Source organism: Pseudomonas alkylphenolica (assembly GCF_000746525.1).
GTDB classification, from domain to species: Bacteria; Pseudomonadota; Gammaproteobacteria; order Pseudomonadales; family Pseudomonadaceae; genus Aquipseudomonas; species Aquipseudomonas alkylphenolica.
On the sequence record NZ_CP009048.1, the window covers coordinates 4,564,369 to 4,581,825 of the forward strand.

General features: G+C 61.5%; 15 protein-coding genes. 5 read left to right on the plus strand and 10 right to left on the minus strand.

The window, feature by feature from the left end:
* Positions 1-34 precede the first annotated feature (34 nt).
* On the plus strand, positions 35-922 hold the full coding sequence (locus PSAKL28_RS20920; RefSeq protein WP_038614140.1) for a TIGR02285 family protein: 888 nt from the start codon (positions 35-37) through the stop codon (positions 920-922).
* Positions 923-965: 43 nt separating this feature from the next.
* On the plus strand, positions 966-1,628 hold the full coding sequence (locus PSAKL28_RS20925; RefSeq protein ID WP_257011822.1) for a response regulator: 663 nt from the start codon (positions 966-968) through the stop codon (positions 1,626-1,628).
* An 8-nt stretch (positions 1,629-1,636) separates the two neighbouring features.
* On the opposite strand, the gene PSAKL28_RS20930 is transcribed toward PSAKL28_RS20925, so the two are convergent.
* Positions 1,637-2,212, minus strand: a complete 576-nt coding sequence (locus tag PSAKL28_RS20930; RefSeq protein ID WP_084589132.1) for an EAL domain-containing protein — start codon at positions 2,210-2,212, stop codon at positions 1,637-1,639.
* A gap of 128 nt (positions 2,213-2,340) precedes the next feature.
* On the opposite strand from PSAKL28_RS20930, the gene istA reads away from it, so the two are divergent.
* Positions 2,341-3,855 (plus strand): IS21-like element IS1491 family transposase, encoded by a 1,515-nt coding sequence (gene istA / locus PSAKL28_RS20935; protein WP_019364253.1) that lies wholly within the window; start codon positions 2,341-2,343, stop codon positions 3,853-3,855.
* A 17-nt stretch (positions 3,856-3,872) separates the two neighbouring features.
* Positions 3,873-4,628, plus strand: coding sequence for an IS21-like element ISPpu7 family helper ATPase IstB (istB, locus tag PSAKL28_RS20940; protein ID WP_003290589.1), 756 nt, complete (start codon positions 3,873-3,875; stop codon positions 4,626-4,628).
* On the opposite strand, the gene PSAKL28_RS20945 is transcribed toward istB, so the two are convergent.
* The 6 genes from PSAKL28_RS20945 to xerD form a co-directional block, all read right to left on the minus strand.
* On the minus strand, positions 4,625-5,485 hold the full coding sequence (locus PSAKL28_RS20945) for an EAL domain-containing protein (RefSeq protein WP_051939504.1): 861 nt from the start codon (positions 5,483-5,485) through the stop codon (positions 4,625-4,627). The two genes, istB and PSAKL28_RS20945, sit on opposite strands and share 4 nt — an antisense overlap.
* Positions 5,486-5,571: 86 nt before the next feature.
* Positions 5,572-9,174 (minus strand): ATP-binding protein, encoded by a 3,603-nt coding sequence (locus PSAKL28_RS20950; protein ID WP_051939506.1) that lies wholly within the window; start codon positions 9,172-9,174, stop codon positions 5,572-5,574.
* Positions 9,175-9,261: 87 nt separating this feature from the next.
* On the minus strand, positions 9,262-10,671 hold the full coding sequence (gene thrC / locus PSAKL28_RS20955; protein WP_038614147.1) for a threonine synthase: 1,410 nt from the start codon (positions 10,669-10,671) through the stop codon (positions 9,262-9,264).
* A gap of 27 nt (positions 10,672-10,698) precedes the next feature.
* Positions 10,699-12,003, minus strand: coding sequence for a homoserine dehydrogenase (locus PSAKL28_RS20960; protein WP_038614148.1), 1,305 nt, complete (start codon positions 12,001-12,003; stop codon positions 10,699-10,701).
* Between the two features lie 81 nt (positions 12,004-12,084).
* The gene (dsbC, locus tag PSAKL28_RS20965; RefSeq protein WP_038614151.1) at positions 12,085-12,819 is read right to left on the minus strand and encodes a bifunctional protein-disulfide isomerase/oxidoreductase DsbC; all 735 of its coding nucleotides are present in this window, start codon (positions 12,817-12,819) and stop codon (positions 12,085-12,087) included.
* A gap of 144 nt (positions 12,820-12,963) precedes the next feature.
* Positions 12,964-13,860 (minus strand): site-specific tyrosine recombinase XerD, encoded by an 897-nt coding sequence (gene xerD / locus PSAKL28_RS20970; RefSeq protein ID WP_038614153.1) that lies wholly within the window; start codon positions 13,858-13,860, stop codon positions 12,964-12,966.
* Positions 13,861-13,936: 76 nt separating this feature from the next.
* On the opposite strand from xerD, the gene PSAKL28_RS20975 reads away from it, so the two are divergent.
* Complete coding sequence (locus PSAKL28_RS20975; protein ID WP_038614156.1) at positions 13,937-15,739, plus strand: cation:proton antiporter; 1,803 nt, start codon at positions 13,937-13,939, stop codon at positions 15,737-15,739.
* Between the two features lie 70 nt (positions 15,740-15,809).
* On the opposite strand, the gene PSAKL28_RS20980 is transcribed toward PSAKL28_RS20975, so the two are convergent.
* The 3 genes from PSAKL28_RS20980 to trmD form a co-directional block, all read right to left on the minus strand.
* Positions 15,810-16,217 (minus strand): acyl-CoA thioesterase, encoded by a 408-nt coding sequence (locus PSAKL28_RS20980; RefSeq protein WP_038616912.1) that lies wholly within the window; start codon positions 16,215-16,217, stop codon positions 15,810-15,812.
* 94 nt (positions 16,218-16,311) lie between these two features.
* On the minus strand, positions 16,312-16,662 hold the full coding sequence (gene rplS, locus PSAKL28_RS20985) for a 50S ribosomal protein L19 (protein ID WP_010220244.1): 351 nt from the start codon (positions 16,660-16,662) through the stop codon (positions 16,312-16,314).
* A 42-nt stretch (positions 16,663-16,704) separates the two neighbouring features.
* The gene (gene trmD, locus PSAKL28_RS20990; protein ID WP_038614159.1) at positions 16,705-17,457 is read right to left on the minus strand and encodes a tRNA (guanosine(37)-N1)-methyltransferase TrmD; all 753 of its coding nucleotides are present in this window, start codon (positions 17,455-17,457) and stop codon (positions 16,705-16,707) included.

Sequence of the window (17,457 nt, forward strand, 5' to 3'; positions counted from 1 at the left end):
ACCCTGTTACCGGCCCGACGGTGGAGACTCGTACATGACCGATCGCAAGCGTCCGCGTTGCCGCACGCTGCTGACCTTGATGTTGTGTACCCTGTTGGGTGCGAGCATGCCCGGGGTTGCCTGGGCCAAGGAGCGATTGCTTTGGGTGCTGCGCGACTTGCCGCCGTTGACCGTCTTCGAAGGCACCGGCAAAGGTCAGGGGGTCGTGGATCAGTTGTTGCCCATGCTGATCGAGAAAATGCCTGAATACGACCACAGCGTCATGCGGGTCAATCGCGCGCGTGGCAATCAGATGCTGCAAGAAGGCCGCCTCACTTGCGATCCCACCCTGCTCTGGACCCCCGAACGCGCCCGCTATGTGCACTTTTCACAACCGAGTCTGGGCATTCTCAGTAGCGGCCTGGTGGTACGCCAACAAGACCAGGCGTTACTGTCGCCTTACCTGAAAAACCAGGAAATCGACCTGCGCACATTGCTCACCGGCACCTCGCTCAAACTGGGCGTAGTTGCCGAACGCAGCTACAGCCCGCCGGTCGACGCCTTGCTCAAGACCCTGTCGGACGAAACGCTCAGCCGTCACTATGGCAATGATGCGGTCAGCAACCTGTTGCAGATGCAAAAGCGCCAGCGTTTGCAGCTGCTGCTTGGCTACTGGCCGGAGGCCCGATACCTGATCCAGCAGCAAGGATGGACAACAGACGACTACAGGTTCTATCCGATCCAGGGCGTGGCACGCTACCAGTTCATCCACGTCGGCTGTGCCGACACGCCACTGGGACGCGAGGCCATCGGCCATATCGACCAGCTGCTCAAATCCTTGCGCCGCGATACCCTGCCACAACTGTATGCGCAGTGGCTGGATCCGCAATCGCGCGAACTCTATCTACAGGACAGTCGACAGTTTTTCCTTGACCCACCTTGAACAGGCGACTAGAACCCCTGACGCTGGACAACCGGAGCCTGTTTTGAGTACTTCCCCTTTGCCGCCATTGCGTATCGTCCTGGCTGACGATCACCCGATCTTTCGTATCGGCTTGCAGGCCGTCCTTGACCAGATACCGGGAGTGACGGTGGTTGCCCAAGCCGGTAGCCCGAATGAACTGCTGGCCCATCTGCAAGGGCTGGAGTGCGATGTGCTGGTGACTGATTTCATGATGCCGGTCGGGCAGCAGAACGATGGCCTGAAGCTGCTGGAGCAGATTCGCCGGCACTTCCCGCACCTGCCGATCCTGGTCGTGACCATGCTCAACAACGCCGGACTGTTCCGGGCAATGCTCGCCCTGGGTATAAGCGGCTTGCTAAGCAAGGGCAGCCTGGCTGATGAGCTACCCCAGGCAATCAGTTGCCTGTCACAAGGCAAAACCTACCTGGCAGCCTCGGTTGAGCACCTGTTGCTGCAAGATGGCGCGGTACGTGAAGACCAGATTGGCGTACAGGACCCCCTCTCACCCAAGGAACTTGAGGTTACCCGCCTGCTCGCCGTCGGCCACACGGTGAGCCAGATCGCAACGTTGCTCAACCGCAGCAAACAGACGGTCAGCACCCAGAAAATCAGTGCCATGCGCAAACTGGGAGTGGCCAACGATGCCGCGCTCTTTCTCTACCTGCAGGAACACGGCCTGTCCTGATTGAATGCTCAGGCATAGGCCCGTTGCTTGCAGCCAGCACTGTTGCGCGCGTCGATCCAGTCGATCAGCTCAGCCCCCGGCATTGGCCGGGCGATGAAATAACCCTGCATGACCGGATGCCCGAGATCCTTGATTGCCAGCAGATCGTCAGCCGTCTCCACCCCTTCGACCACCACGTTCAGGCTCATGCGTCGCGCCATCATCAGGGCTCCCGCCACCACCGCGGCCTTGCGGCCATCATGGGCCATGCCGCGGACAAACTCGCTGGGCAGTTTCAACTCGCTGAACGGCAGCTCCAGCAAGCGCTGCACGTTGGAAACCCCCATTCCAAAATCGTCGATGGACAACTGGCAACCGAGAATGCGCAAGTGCAGCAGGCCTTCGAGTTGCTGGTTGGTGAGGGTATTGCCGGCGGTTTCGACAATTTCCAGGGTCAAGGCACTGGCCGCTACGGTGTGGCGCTCCAGTGCCGCCTTGACCTGATCGTGGAAGTCATCGCGCTGGAGTATGCGGATTCCACGGTCATCTGGCCACCCATTCCATGAGCATCTGACCACCGATTCCACGCTGATCCGGCCACCCATTCCACGCGCATCCGGCCACTGATTCCACGGCCATCCGGCCACTCAACCGGGCAGGCAGCTACGCAGGATTTCTTCACTACCATCGACCTCTTTTTCGAAGCAGAGAGGTCGTCGTGGAGCGTTTATCCATGCGTAAGATTCGCGAAGTACTACGTCTCAAGTTCGAGGTCGGACTATCAGCTCGCCAGATTGCGGTCAGCGTGCAGGTCGGTCGTGTCACCGTCGGCGACTACCTCAATCGTTTTGCCGCCAGTGGTCTCAGTTGGCCCTGTTCGTTGTCCGATGCCGAGTTGGAGCAGCAACTGTTCCCGCCGGCCCCGGCGGTTGCCAGCGAGAAGCGGCCTTTACCCGATTGGGCATGGGTGCATGCCGAACTGCGCCGCCCCGGGGTGACCCTGGCGCTGCTCTGGCAGGAGTACCGCCTGAGCCAGCCGCAGGGCTTTCAGTACAGCTGGTTCTGTGAGCACTACCGGGCCTGGCAGGGCAAGCTGGACGTGGTGATGCGTCAGGAGCACCGCGTCGGCGAGAAGCTGTTCGTCGACTATGCCGGCCAGACGGTGCCGGTTATCGACCGCCACAGCGGCGAGATCCGCCAGGCGCAGGTGTTCGTCGCGGTGCTCGGCGCGTCCAGCTACACCTTCGCCGAAGCCACCTGGTCGCAGCAGCTGCCGGACTGGCTAGGCTCGCATACCCGTTGCTTCGCCTTCCTCGGCGGCGTGCCGGAGATCGTGGTGCCGGACAACCTGCGCAGCGCGGTGAGCAAGGCCCATCGTTACGAGCCGGACATCAACCCCAGCTACCGCGACCTTGCCGAGCACTACGGAGTGGCGGTGGTGCCGGCGCGGGCACGCAAACCGCGCGACAAGGCCAAGGCCGAAGTCGGCGTGCAGGTGGTCGAGCGTTGGATCCTCGCGGCCCTGCGCAACCGTCAGTTCTTCTCCTTGGACGAACTCAACAGCGCCATCTCCGTGTTGCTGGAGCGGCTCAACCAACGCCCGTTCAAGAAGCTGCCGGGCTCGCGCCAGACGGCCTTCGACAGCCTGGATCGTCCGGCGCTGCGCCCCCTGCCGGAGCAACCCTACGTCTACGCCGAGTGGAAGAAAGCGCGGGTGCACATCGACTACCACGTCGAGGTCGATGGGCATTACTACTCGGTGCCGTATCAACTGGTGAAGAAGCAGCTGGAGGTGCGCCTGACGGCGCGCACCGTCGAGTGTTTCCACGCCAACCAGCGAGTGGCCAGCCACCTGCGCTCAATGCACAAGGGCCGGCACAGCACGCAGGCCGAGCACATGCCCAAGAGCCATCGCGAGCATGCCGAGTGGACGCCACAACGGCTGATCCGCTGGGCCGAGCAGACCGGGCCGAACACCGCCGGCGTGATCCGGCACATCCTCGAACGGCGCATCCATCCGCAGCAGGGCTACCGGGCCTGCCTGGGCATCCTGCGCCTGGGCAAAACCCACGGCGAAGTGCGCCTGGAGTTGGCCTGCCGTCGCGCCATCAGCCTCGGCACGTGCAGCTACAAGAGCCTCGAATCGATCCTGCGCCAGGGGCTGGAGAACCTGCCGCTGGCCCAGCAGCACCTGCCCCTGCTGCCGGACGACCACGCCAACCTGCGCGGCCCCGGCTACTACCACTGAACACAAGGAATCCCACCATGCTGCCCCATCCGACCCTGGACAAGCTGCAAACCCTGCGCCTGCACGGCATGCTCAAGGCGCTGAACGAACAACTGAAAACCCCGGACATCGACAGCCTGAGCTTCGAGGAACGCCTCGGCCTGCTGGTCGACCGCGAGCTGACTGAACGCGACGACAAGCGCCTGAGCAGCCGCCTGCGCCAGGCCCGGCTCAAGCACAACGCCTGCCTCGAAGACATCGACTACCGCAGCCCGCGCGGGCTGGATAAGGCGCTGATCCTGCAACTGAGCGGCGGCCAGTGGCTACGCGACGGCCTCAACCTGATCATCGGCGGCCCCACCGGTGTCGGTAAAACCTGGCTGGCCTGCGCCCTGGCCCACCAGGCCTGCCGAGAAGGCTACAGCGTGCGTTACCTGCGCTTGCCGCGTTTGCTGGAAGAACTGGGTCTGGCCCATGGCGACGGGCGCTTCGCCAAGCTGATGAGCAGCTACGCCAAGACCGACCTGCTGATCCTCGATGACTGGGGCTTGGCCCCGTTCACCGCCGAACAGCGGCGCGACATGCTGGAGCTACTGGACGACCGCTACGGCCAGCGCTCGACCATCGTTACCAGCCAGATGCCGGTGGACAACTGGCACGAACTGATCGGCGATCCGACCCTGGCCGACGCTATCCTCGACCGCCTGGTGCACAACGCTTACCGGATCAATCTGAAGGGTGAATCAATGCGCAAACGGACGCAGAAATTGACGACGCCAGCCAACCCGGACTAACAATGCCACCCCTGCGTCGCTGCGCTCCGACTGCCCGGCCGGATGGCCGTGGAACAGGTGGCCAGATGGCCCTGGAATGCCTGGCCAGATGAGAGCGGACTGGGTGGCCGGATGGCGTGGAATCCGCACTGGAGTAGATGCGGGGCGATGTTCACCGCGACCGGCAAGGCTTTTCCTGTGCGCGACTGGAACTGCGCGCTGAATGCCAGGGCCTGGTCAAGGACGTGCCAACTCAGCACATCAAACAGCTCGGTGCCCTCGATGAGCGGAAAAAACTGCGCAGGCGACAGAATACCCAGGCTGGGATGCTGCCAGCGTACCAGTGCTTCAACACCCACCAGCTTGCCGTCAAAACAGACCTTGGGTTGATAGTGCGCCACCCACTGCTCCTGGCTGGCGGCCAGCTCTGCCGCCGTCAGGCTGAGCAATTGCGGGTACTGCGGCGGTCCGGCAACCGGCAGTTCACCATGGTCTTGTTCCAGGTAGCGGCGCAGCAACTGATGCAGGACCAGGCTGGTGGCGGGCTTTTCGATACAGCCCAGCACGTTTAGGCCCAAATTGCGGGCCAGCGCGCCCACGCTGTCGATCACACAGGACTCGGCCCCGCTGAGGATCACCAACGCTGCCGCCAATTGATGCTCGGCCAGGTGCCGAATCAATGCCAGTCCGTCCGCACCGTCCATCTGCAGGTCGCAAATGGCGATATCGACCCGGCCGCGTCGCGACAGGGTCTGACAGGCAGCCTCAACAGAATCGGCGGTCAGCACATCAAACACGCCATTGGCGTTGAGCATTTGATGCAACGCCATCAGTTGAAAGGGATGGTCCTCGAGAATCAGAACCTTGAGTGAGTGCATTGAGCATTACCCCGCAGTTGCAGTCATGTGCGACAGCACAGGCGCTACTCTAGGCAAATGTATCCCTGCAACCTATCGGACAAGTCCTAAAGTTCCTGCGGAATTTTTATCAACTCCCTGTCGATATCTGCCTTGAGGTGCAACATCACCTGCTCCAGAGCAGCCCAGGCAGCCCCCAGCGCATTGGGTAGCGGATCACGGCATACCCGGGACAATGCCGCACACGCTTGTGCCAACGGCAAGGCATCAATCAGGCAGGCAACGCCTTCAAGCCGGTGCAAAGAGGCGCGGACGGCCTCCAGCGCCTGCCTCGATACCGCCTCACTGAGCAACACCTGCTCCTCGCCGAGGTTCTTGTACAGTTCCTCCAGCATGCGCCGCATCACCTGAGGATTGGCCTGGGTCATCTGCTGCAATGCCTGCATCCTGAAGCTGAACAGTGGTGCATGAGCCTCGATCACGGCAGCCAGACGGTCAAGGGAAACCGGTTTGACCAGCAACTCGTCCATCCCCGCCGCCAGACAACGCTCACGTTCTTCTTTCATCGCATTGGCGGTACATCCAACGATGGCAATTTCCGCTCGCAGATGCATGCGTTCAAAACGGCGGATGCTGCGGGCCAGGGCATAGCCGCTCATCACCGGCATGTTGCAATCGGTCAGCAGCAAATCGAAGCGCTCGGCTTGCCAGGCATTAATTGCCGCCTGAGCACTGCCCACCGCCACCACCTGATGCCCGAGAAACGTCAATTGCTGGCTGAGCACCATACGACTGGCGGACAGGTCATCAACCACCAGAATACGTCGTGCCGGGCTGACCTGGCGCAGCGCGGCCACGGTCACCGATTGATCTTGCGCCTGGGTGACCGGCTCCAGGGTGAGTGCCACGCGTACCTCGGTGCCGTGGCCCGGTACACTTTGCAGGTTGATAGTGCCGCCCATCAGCTCTACCAGTTGCCGACAGATACTCAGGCCCAGGCCAGACCCGCCATATTCGGAAGCTGACCGCGCACTGGCCTGAGTGAACGGCGTGAACAGCTCCGCCTGCTGTTGTTCGCTGATGCCAATACCCGTGTCGCGCACACACAGCAGCAAGCCGACACCCGATGGCGATTCCAGCCCGGCTCGGCTGACCGCAACACTGACCTGCCCCAAATGAGTGAACTTGAGCGCGTTGCCGAGCAAGTTGACCAGCACCTGGCGCAGTCGCAATGGATCAAACCAATAGGCCCCTTGCGCGTCTTCTGCTACCTGCAATTGCAAGTCCAGCCCTTGGGCCAGGGCCTGGTTACGGAACTGGCTGACAATACCGTCAACAAAAGGCATCAGTGCAGTGGCCTGCGGTGCCAACTGCAGGCTACCGGCCTCGATCCGGGCCAGGTCCAGGCTGTCACCGATCAAGGCAATCAACTCACTGGCCGAGCGGTGCGCTGTCTCCAGCCCGGCCGACGGCGCCTTGCCGTGCGCCAGCGCGGTTTCGCGCTCCAGCTCCAACAAGCCGATAATCACCGCGATGGGCGTGCGAATTTCGTGGCTCATCGTCGCCAGAAACGTGCTTTTGGCCTGGTTGGCCTGCTCCGCCTGCTCGCGCGCTTCCACCAGATCAGCTTCCAGGCGTTTGCGTTCGGTGATGTCGATCCAGCCACCGAGCAGCCCTTGCAGTTGCCCATCGGCGCGGTAGAACGGCACGGTCCACTGGTAGGCATCCGTGCACTGCCCTTCGAATTCGATACGACGGTCGACGAACAACGGCTTCGGGTCTTGCAAGAGGCTCACATAGTCAGCATGCAGCTGCGTCGCCAGCTCAGGCGGAATCATGGCGATATCGGTCAGGCGCTGCCCTTTGACATCCTCCAGGCGCAACGCAAACGCCTGCTCGTAGCTTTTGTTGCAGGTAATCAGGCGCCCTTCCAGATCACGGACATAGATCGGATTGGGGATGCCGTCGAGCAATGCGCGCTTGAAGGCCAGCTGATCGTTGAGGGCTTCCTCGGCCTTCTCACGCTGGCGGATCTGTGCCCGCAGGCGACTGCTCCAGACCAGTGAGACCAAGCCGAACAGCACCGCGCCGGCCACCGCCCAGTAGACCCAAGGGGCAATTCGTTGCCAGGCGGGTGCCGGTGGTGATTGCGCGCCCAGCCATCTCATCCGCAGGGCACGAAACTCGGCGACAGGGAAGGCTTCCAGAGCCTTGTTCAGAATGCTCTCAAGCTCCGGTGCAGTGCGTCGCACGGAGAACAGATCCGCCGCCCACATGCTTTCGACACTCCGTCCAACTTTGAGGGTTGGATCATTGTTCAGCACGCCGTAGGCACCGACCTCACTGTCGATGGTTGCCAGCGCCTCGCCGCTGCGCACCATTTCGCGCGCGCGCTCCAGCGAGTCCACCAACAACAGGTGGATGTCGGGGTGAGACTGGCGAATGCTGGCCTCCAGCACATGCTGGGCAGGTAGTGCCAGCGTCTGCCCCCGCAGCTCATCCAGCGAGGCCAGGCCCAGCTGGGGTTGGCGAACAATGAACACCCAGCTCTGCCCACCAAAGGAATGGGTGAAGGAGAGGAACTCCCGACGCTCCGGTGAGTCGCTCAAGGTAGTACTCATGTCAGCCTGGGCACTTTTGAGCAGCGCCAGACTCTGGGCGATGGATGTAGAGGGGGTGTAAACGAACTGCAGTCCGGTCAACTGGGCAATCGTTGCCAGCACATCGCTGTTGAGGCCGACCCAGTCACCTTGGCGGTTGAGAAACAGGTATGGGGGGTACTGGCTGCCGACGACGGTCACCGTCGGATGGCGGGCAATCCACTGACGCTCCTGGGCGGTCAGCGCAACCCGATGATGATCCACATCCGAACCGAGCCCGGAAGTCCAGCGGCGTAGAATTTCACGACGCACTGAATCGTCAAGACTGACCAGGGCTCGGTCGAGCATTTCCTGTAATGGCCGGTCCCGGTCGCGCACGGCAAAAGCAAAGCCTATTGGCGGCAAAGCGCTGGGACCGACAACCTGCAATCCCAGATAAGGACGCAAGGCATTGTAGGCGCGGATGATGATTTCATTGCCGATGAACGCATCGACCTCACCCTGGTTGAGGGCTTCCAGTGCACTACTGAGGTTGGGCGCCAGGATTACCTGGCTCTCGGGGTAGACCCGCTGCATCACCTGGATATCGGCATAGCCGTCGAGCAATACAATCTTCTTCCCGGCCAGTGATTCGTGCGGGACCGACGCGCCGCCGCGCACCACCACCATGGAACGGTCTGGAATGTAATCCTCGGTAAACACCAGGCCTGGCACGCTACGCTCGAATCCATTGGCACTGGTGAGCACATCGATCTCGCCCTGATGCAGCGCCTCGATGGCTTCCTCGCGTTTGGCGAACGCCCGAACCTGAGTCCGGACACCCAGGCGGCGAGTGACCAGGCTCAGGTAGTCGGCGCTGATGCCCAGGTAACGGTTGCGATCGATGGTGATATCGACTGGCTCATAATCGGCAAAGGAAATACCCACCCGTAACACCCGTGAAGGGCCGAGCCATTGTTGTTCCGCCTGACTCAGCGGCATCGGCTCAAGTTCGATGAACGGTGGTACCAGGGTGAAGGGCAACTGTGTGGCCTGCGCCCAGCTACCGGCAAAAATCCACAACAGGCAAGCCAGCATGAACCCCGCTGATCGGCGGTGTCGTTTGCTCATCGGTACTCCATCGGTGCGCCTGGCATTGGCCGGCTGAGAAACGAAAAGCCCGTCAAAGACGGGCTTTTTTGTGAGCCTGGTGACCGCTCAGAGTGGCTTGCCGCGATTGCCATGCTGACTGACGAAGGCTTGCACCGCCTTCAGATCATTGGCCAGAACCATGCATCGCTCTTCGCGTTCGAACAGGTCGCTCAGATGCGCCGGCAGCTCCAGCGCCTTGCCGACACCCGCCTTCTCCACCGCTTCCGGGAATTTGACCGGATGCGCGGTGCCCAGCACCACCATCGGCGTGTCCAGGCTGCGGCGGCACTCGCGGGCGGCTTTAACGCCAATCGCGGTGTGCGGATCAAGCACTTCGCCGGTCTGGGCGAAGACTTCGGCGATAGTCTCGCAGGTTTGCGCATCATCTACCGCCAGCGAATCGAAGAGCTTGCGCGCTTCGGTCCAGCGATCCTGTTCGACGCTGAAACCACCGCCCTGCTTGAAGTTGTCCATCAGCCCGGCAATTGCCGCGCCGTTGCGACCGTGCAGGTCGAACAACAGGCGCTCGAAGTTGGACGAGACCATGATGTCCATCGACGGCGACAGGGTCGCGTGCAGGGTTTCCTTGACGTACTGGTTGCCGCTCATGAAGCGGTGCAGGATGTCGTTGCGGTTGGTGGCGACGATCAGCTGGCTGATCGGCAGTCCCATGTTGCGCGCCAGGTAACCGGCGAAGATGTCGCCGAAGTTGCCGGTCGGAACCGAGAACGCTACCGAACGCGCCGGGCCACCCAGCTGCAGGGCAGCGTGGAAGTAGTAGACGATCTGGGCCATGATCCGCGCCCAGTTGATCGAGTTGACCGCTACCAGGCGCGTGCCCTTGAGGAAGCCCTGGTCAGCAAAGCTGGCCTTGACCATTTCCTGGCAGTCGTCGAAGTTGCCTTCGATGGCGATGTTATGGATGTTTTCGCCGAAGATGGTCGTCATCTGCCGGCGTTGCACTTCCGAGACACGCTGGTGCGGATGCAGGATGAAGATGTCGACGTTGTCGCAACGACGGCAGCCTTCGATCGCCGCTGAGCCGGTGTCACCGCTGGTGGCGCCGATGATCACCACACGCTCGCCACGCTTGACCAGCACATGGTCCAGCAGACGACCCAGCAGTTGCAGGGCAAAGTCCTTGAACGCCAGGGTCGGGCCGTGGAACAGCTCCAGCACCCATTCGTTGCTGTTTAGCTGACGCAGCGGCGCGACCGCGGCGTGGGCGAACTCGCCGTAGGTTTCTTCGAGAATCTTCTTGAAGTCGGCATCGGCAATGCTGCCGGTGACGAACGGGCGCATCACCCGGAAGGCCAGCTCGTGGTATGGCAGGCCGGCCCAGGAAGCAATCTCTTCCTGGGTGAAACGCGGCAGGTTTTCCGGCACGTACAGGCCGCCATCGCTGGCCAGACCGGCCAGCAGGACGTCTTCAAAATTCAGGGCCGGTGCCTGGCCGCGGGTACTGATATAACGCATGACCTAATCCTCTAACGCAAAGACTGCTCAGTTCAGTTGTTCGACGCGGATACGCACGACATTGCCGACCACATCCTGCAAGGCTTCCAGGGCGGTAATGGCATCGTTCATACGTTGTTCGAGCACACTGTGGGTGAGCAGGATCATTGGCACCAGGCCGTCTTGTTCCTCGACTTCCTTCTGCATGATCGATTCGATGTTGATACCGCGCTCCGAAAGGATGCTTGCCACCTGAGCCAGAACGCCCGGGTGATCCTTGGCCTGGATACGCAGGTAGTAGGCCGATTCGCAGGCTTCGATCGGCAGGATCGGGTGGGCCGACAGCGAGTCCGGCTGGAAGGCCAGGTGCGGTACGCGGTTTTCCGGATCGGAGGTCATCGCGCGGACCACGTCGACCAGGTCGGCGACGACCGACGATGCGGTAGGCTCCATGCCGGCGCCAGCGCCGTAGAACAGGGTCGAACCTGCGGCATCACCGTTGACCATGACCGCGTTCATGACGCCGTTAACGTTGGCGATCAGGCGGTCGGCCGGGATCAGCGTCGGGTGCACGCGCAGCTCGATGCCGTTGGCAGTGCTGCGCGCCACACCGAGGTGCTTGATACGGTAGCCGAGGGCTTCTGCGTAGTTCACATCGGCGGTGGTCAGCTGGGTGATGCCTTCGGTGTAAGCCTTGTCGAACTGCAGCGGAATACCAAAGGCGATGGAGGCCAGGATGGTCAGCTTGTGCGCAGCATCGATGCCTTCGACGTCGAAGGTCGGATCGGCTTCGGCATAGCCCAGCGCCTGGGCTTCGGCCAGCACGTCAGGGAACGTACGGCCTTTCTCGCGCATTTCGGTCAGGATGAAGTTACCGGTACCGTTGATGATCCCGGCAACCCAGTTGATGCGGTTGGCCGACAATCCTTCGCGGATCGCCTTGATTACCGGAATACCGCCAGCCACGGCTGCTTCGAAGGCGACGATGACGCCCTTCTCGCGCGCCTTGGCGAAAATCTCGTTGCCATGCACGGCGATCAGCGCCTTGTTGGCGGTGACCACATGCTTGCCACTGTCGATGGCCTTGAGCACCAGCTCGCGGGCCACGGTGTAACCGCCGATCAGTTCGATGACAATGTCGATTTCCGGGTTCGTTGCGACCTCGAATACATCAGCGGTAATGGGGGTACCGGTAATCTGGCAATTCGGGTTTGGCGAACGCATGGCAATCTGTGCCACTTCGATACCACGCCCGGCGCGGCGGGCGATTTCCTCGGCGTTACGCTGAAGTACATTGAAGGTACCGCCACCGACGGTCCCCAACCCACAGATGCCTACTTTGACCGGTTTCACTGTGAACTCCCCATTGAACGAACGACGCGAAGCCGTCCGTGATAACAGCCGTCTCCCCATGGTGACGGCTCGCTTGTTGAATTATTTACCGCCGGCCAACGCCAGCTTGGCAACCTGCGGCGCCGGTTGATAACCCGGGATCACCTGACCGTCCTCAAGGACGATGGCCGGGGTCCCGTTGACACCAATCGACTGGCCCAGCTGGAATTGTTTGCTGACCGGGTTGGCACACTTGGCAGCCTTGATTTCTTTGCCGTCGATCATCTTGTCCAGCGCGGCCTTGCGGTCGCTGGAACACCAGACAGCTTGCAGTTGTTCGTCGCCCGGGGAGCCGAGGCCCTGGCGCGGGAAGGCAACGTAGCGCACTTCAATACCGCGGCGGTTTAACTCAGGAACTTCGGCGTGCAGCTTGTGGCAGTACGGGCAGGTCGTGTCGGTAAACACAGTGATGTGCGATTTGGTTTCGCCCTTGGCAGGATAAACCACCATCTCCGCGGCTGGAATAGCATTGATGCTCTTGGCGATGGCCTGACGCTCGGTTTTTTCCGTCAGGTTGACCGGCTTGCCGTTCTGGATCTGGAACAGATAGCCCTGCACGACGAACTGGCCGTCGGCGCTGGCGTACAGTACACGGCCGCCTTCCAGCTTGACTTCGTACAGACCGTTCAACGGGCTTGAGACAACGCTCTCGACCGGCACACCGATTTCCAGGGACTGCAGGGTCTTGCGGATCGCCTGCTCGGCGTTGTCGGCGGCAGCGGCAAAAGTGCTGACCAGCGCCAGGGCGGCGGTGGCGATAATCTGGGTCACGCGCATGGGAACTCCTGAAGGCGGGCAAAGGGCCAGGCAAGCAACGCACGTCCTGAAAGGACGGTGGTCGTAGGGCCCTTGATGCAAACCGTCCAAGCCTACCACATCATGCCCGCCCAGACCGCCCCCGGCGATACAAGCGCTACGCGATCAGCCGCGTGGGTGATGCCTGGCGTGCAGTTCCTGCAAGCGTGCCCGGGCGACATGGGTGTAGATCTGTGTGGTCGACAGATCACTGTGACCCAGCAGCATCTGTACCACCCGCAAGTCGGCACCGTGATTGAGCAGATGCGTAGCAAACGCATGGCGCAAGGTGTGCGGCGACAGGCTTTTACTGATGCCGGCGGCCTGAGCCTGATGTTTGATCCGGTGCCAGAAGGTCTGCCGGGTCATCTGCTCGCCGCGCAAGCTGGGAAACAGCACATCACTCGGACGCCCGCCGAGCAGCTCGTTGCGCCCGTCGCGCAGATAGCGCTCGATCCATACCACCGCTTCTTCGCCCATGGGTACCAGGCGCTCCTTGCTGCCTTTGCCCATCACCCGCAACACCCCCTGGCGCAGGTTGACCTGATCCAGGGTCAGGCTCACCAGCTCGGTGACCCGCAAGCCGCAGGCATAGAGGACTTCGAGCATGGCCCGGTCGCGCTGACCGATCGGCTCGCCCAGGTCTGGCGCCTGCAGCAACGCCTCCACGTCTTCTTCCGACAGGGATTTGGGCAGCGGCCGGCCCAACTGTGGCATGTCGACCTGCAAGGTCGGATCGACAGCAATCAGCTTTTCCCTCAGCAAATAGCGATAGAAGCCACGCATACCAGAGAGAAAGCGCGCGGTCGATCGCGGTTTGTAGCCTTGATCCAGGCGCCACGCCAAGTGATCATGAATCATCTCGCGCCCGGCATCAGGCAATGCCACGCCGTGCTCCTGAAGCCAGCCATTGAACAGCGCCAGATCACTGCGGTACGACTCGCGGGTATTGTCGGCCAGGCCTTTTTCCAGCCACAGGGCATCGAGGAACTGGTCGATCAGAGGATGCTCTAGTGCGGGCATGACAACTCGAAGGCAAAAGACAGAAACGAAAAATTGCCGCTAGTCTTCCACAACACGGACGGCATAGGGAATTGGAATGAGCGAGCAACAGATATTGCTGACCTTCGGTGGCATCGGAGGCGCTGCCCTTGCCTGCCAGTGGCTGGCCTGGCGCCTGAAACTGCCGGCCATCCTCTTTCTCCTGCTCAGCGGCATTCTCGCCGGACCGATCCTCGGCTGGCTTGACCCGCAAGCGATGTTCGGCCCGCTACTGATGCCCCTGGTGTCGCTGGCCGTGGCGCTGATCCTGTTCGAAGGCAGCCTGACCCTGCACCTGTCGCAATGGCGCGAGATCGGTACGGTGGTCCGGCGCATGGTCACCCTTGGCGCGCTGTCTACCTGGCTCATCATCACCCTGGCCACCCATTGGCTGCTCGACTTCGACTGGATGCTGGCGACCTTGTTCGGCACCTTGACCCTGGTTACCGGCCCCACCGTCATTGTGCCGATGTTGCGCGTGGTGCGACCGAAATCGACGATTGCCAACATCCTGCGCTGGGAAGGCATCGTCATCGACCCCATCGGCGCCCTGCTGGCGGTGGTGGTGTACAGCTTCATCATTGCCAGTGCAGCGGGCAACGGCCTGAGCCAGAGCCTGATAACCTTTGCCGGGGTGATCCTCTGCGGCAGTGCGTTCGGCGCCGCCGGCGGCTGGATACTGGGGCAGGTCATGCGCCAGCAATGGCTGCCCGAGTACCTGCACAACCTGGCGTCGCTGGCTGCAGTGCTGGGCATTTTCATTGCTGCCAATCAGGTGATGCACGAATCCGGCTTGCTGGCGGTAACCATCATGGGCATGTGGCTGGCCAACATGAAAGGCGTGGATGTCCGGCAGATCCTGCACTTCAAGGAAAACCTGAGCGTGCTGCTGATTTCCGGGCTGTTCATCCTCCTCGCCGCACGGCTGGACCTGCATGCCCTGATCGGTCTAGGGCCAGCGGTACTGGCACTGTTGCTGGTGATCCAGCTGATTGCCCGGCCGCTGAACGTCGCACTGTCGACCTGGGGCTCGCAGTTGAACTGGCGGGAACGGGCCTTGCTGAGCTGGATCGCCCCTCGCGGGATCGTCGCGGCAGCGGTGTCGGCGATCTTTGCCATCCGCCTGCACGAGGCCGGCCACCAAGGCGCCCTGCTGCTGGTGCCGCTGACCTTTGCCGTGATCATCGGCACCGTGGTGCTGCAAAGCGCTACGGCGCGGCCACTGGCCCGCCTGCTGAAAGTGGCCGAGCCCGCCCCCAGCGGCTTTCTGATCGTCGGTGCCAACCCACCTGCACGGATCATTGCCAAGGCGCTGCAACAACTCGACTGCCGGGTGCTGTTGACCGATTCGAGCTGGGAAAACATCCGTGCCGCGCGCATGGAGGGGCTGCCGACCTACTTTGGCAACCCGGCGTCACAGCATGCCGACGCCCACCTGGACCTGGTTGGCCTCGGTCACTTGCTCGGGCTTTCGCCTTCAGGAGAACTGAACACCCTGGCCTGCGCACGTTTTCGTCATGACTTTGGCCACGCGCGCCTGTTCGTGCTGGCCAGCGGCCTGGAGGCACGGCGCAGTGACAAGCATCGCGCCAGCGATGAACATCGCGGGCACGTCCTCGGCACCCAGGCCCTGACATACGTGCAACTGGCCAACCAGCTACATCAGGGCGCCGAGCTGTACAGCACCCACCTGACCGAGACCTTTGGCTGGGAGGACTATCAGGCCCTGCATGGCGAGCGGGCGACCTTGCTGTTTGCCCGGGACGCCAGTGGCTGGGTGCATGTGTTCGGACCGGACAGTGTACTCAAGCCGGGGGCTGGGTGGACGGTGGTGGCGTTGATTCAGCCGGAGCGAAGCTGATCGCGGGGCAAGCCCGCTCCCACCGGCATCACCTCACCAGTGGGAGCGGGCTTGCCCCGCGATAAATTGTTCAGAATCCGGGTAGAACCGGCACCGGCCGCTTGTCGTCATCGATGGCAACAAAGCTGAACAAGCCGTGAATGGCCTTCTCGCGGCTGTCGCAACTCATGCTTTCGACAAACACCTCGACTTCGACCTTGAGACTGGTATTGCCGACCGCAGCCACCCGACCGACCAGCTCGACAATGGAACCAGCGGCAATCGGGTGCTTGAAGTCGATCCGGTCGGTAGACACGGTCACCAGCGGCAAACGGCAGAAGCGCGTGGCGGCGATGAACGACACTTCGTCCATCCAGGCCAGGGCGGTTCCGCCAAACAGGGTGTTGTGGTGGTTGGTGGTGGACGGGAACACCGCTTTGGTGACACGGGTCACCGACAGTTCGGTGCGGCGTTCGATTTCCTGCTCTCTGGGGCTCATAAACTTCACATCTGGGACAAATTGCAGACAACAAAAAAGCAGCCCGAAGGCTGCTTTTTTCGCATGGCGGCTGCAGCCGCCGGTCAAACTGTCATCAGGACAGTTTTTCCTTGATGCGAGCGGCTTTACCGGACAGGTCGCGCAGGTAGTACAGCTTGGCTTTACGCACGTCACCACGACGTTTCACGGCCAGGCTGTCGATTTGCGGGCTGTAGGTCTGGAAAGTACGCTCTACACCAACACCGTTGGAGATCTTGCGAACAGTGAAAGCGCTGTTCAGACCACGGTTACGCTTGGCGATTACAACGCCTTCGAAAGCCTGCAGACGCGAACGATCGCCTTCCTTCACTTTCACCTGAACGACGATGGTGTCGCCCGGGGCAAAGGTCGGGATCTCTTTGGACATCTGCTCAGCTTCGATCTGCTGAATGATTTTGTTGGTCATGCTGTGCTCCTAAGGTAAATCGTCGGATCTACCATCGATACGTTAACTATCGTCCCGCTCTCGGAGATACTCCTCGAGCAGCTTCTTCTCTTCTCCAGAAAGTGAGCGACTTTCCAGAAGATCGGCGCGTCGTTCATAGGTCCGCCCAAGGGACTGCTGTAAACGCCATCGCCGGATGTGTGCATGGTTGCCACTAAGCAACACGTCGGGAACACGCTGATCCGCATACACCTCCGGTCGGGTGTAGTGCGGGCAATCAAGCAGACCATCGGTGAAGGAATCTTCCTCCGCCGAGTCCGCATGCCCTAAAGCTCCGGGCAGCAGTCGCGTAACCGCATCAATCAGGACCATCGCCGGTAGCTCGCCACCAGACAGGACATAGTCGCCAATCGACCACTCTTCATCGACATGAGCTTCAATAAAACGCTCGTCAATGCCTTCGTAACGACCGGCTATCAGAATCAACGATTCGTGCTTCGCCAGGTCTTTGACCGCCGACTGAGTCAGCTTGCGGCCTTGCGGGCTCAGGTAAATCACCTTCGCCGCCTCTCCGGTTGCCTGCCTGGCATGTACCAGGGCGTCTTCCAGAGGCTTGATCTTCATCACCATGCCCGGACCACCGCCAAACGGCCGATCATCCACCGTATGGTGACGATCTGTGGTGTAGTCCCGCGGATTCCAGCAGGTCAGTTGCAACAACCCCTGTTTCACCGCGCGGCTGGTAATGCCGTACTCACTGATGGCCGAGAACATCTCGGGGAACAACGTAATGACATCTACGCGCAGGCTGGCCAT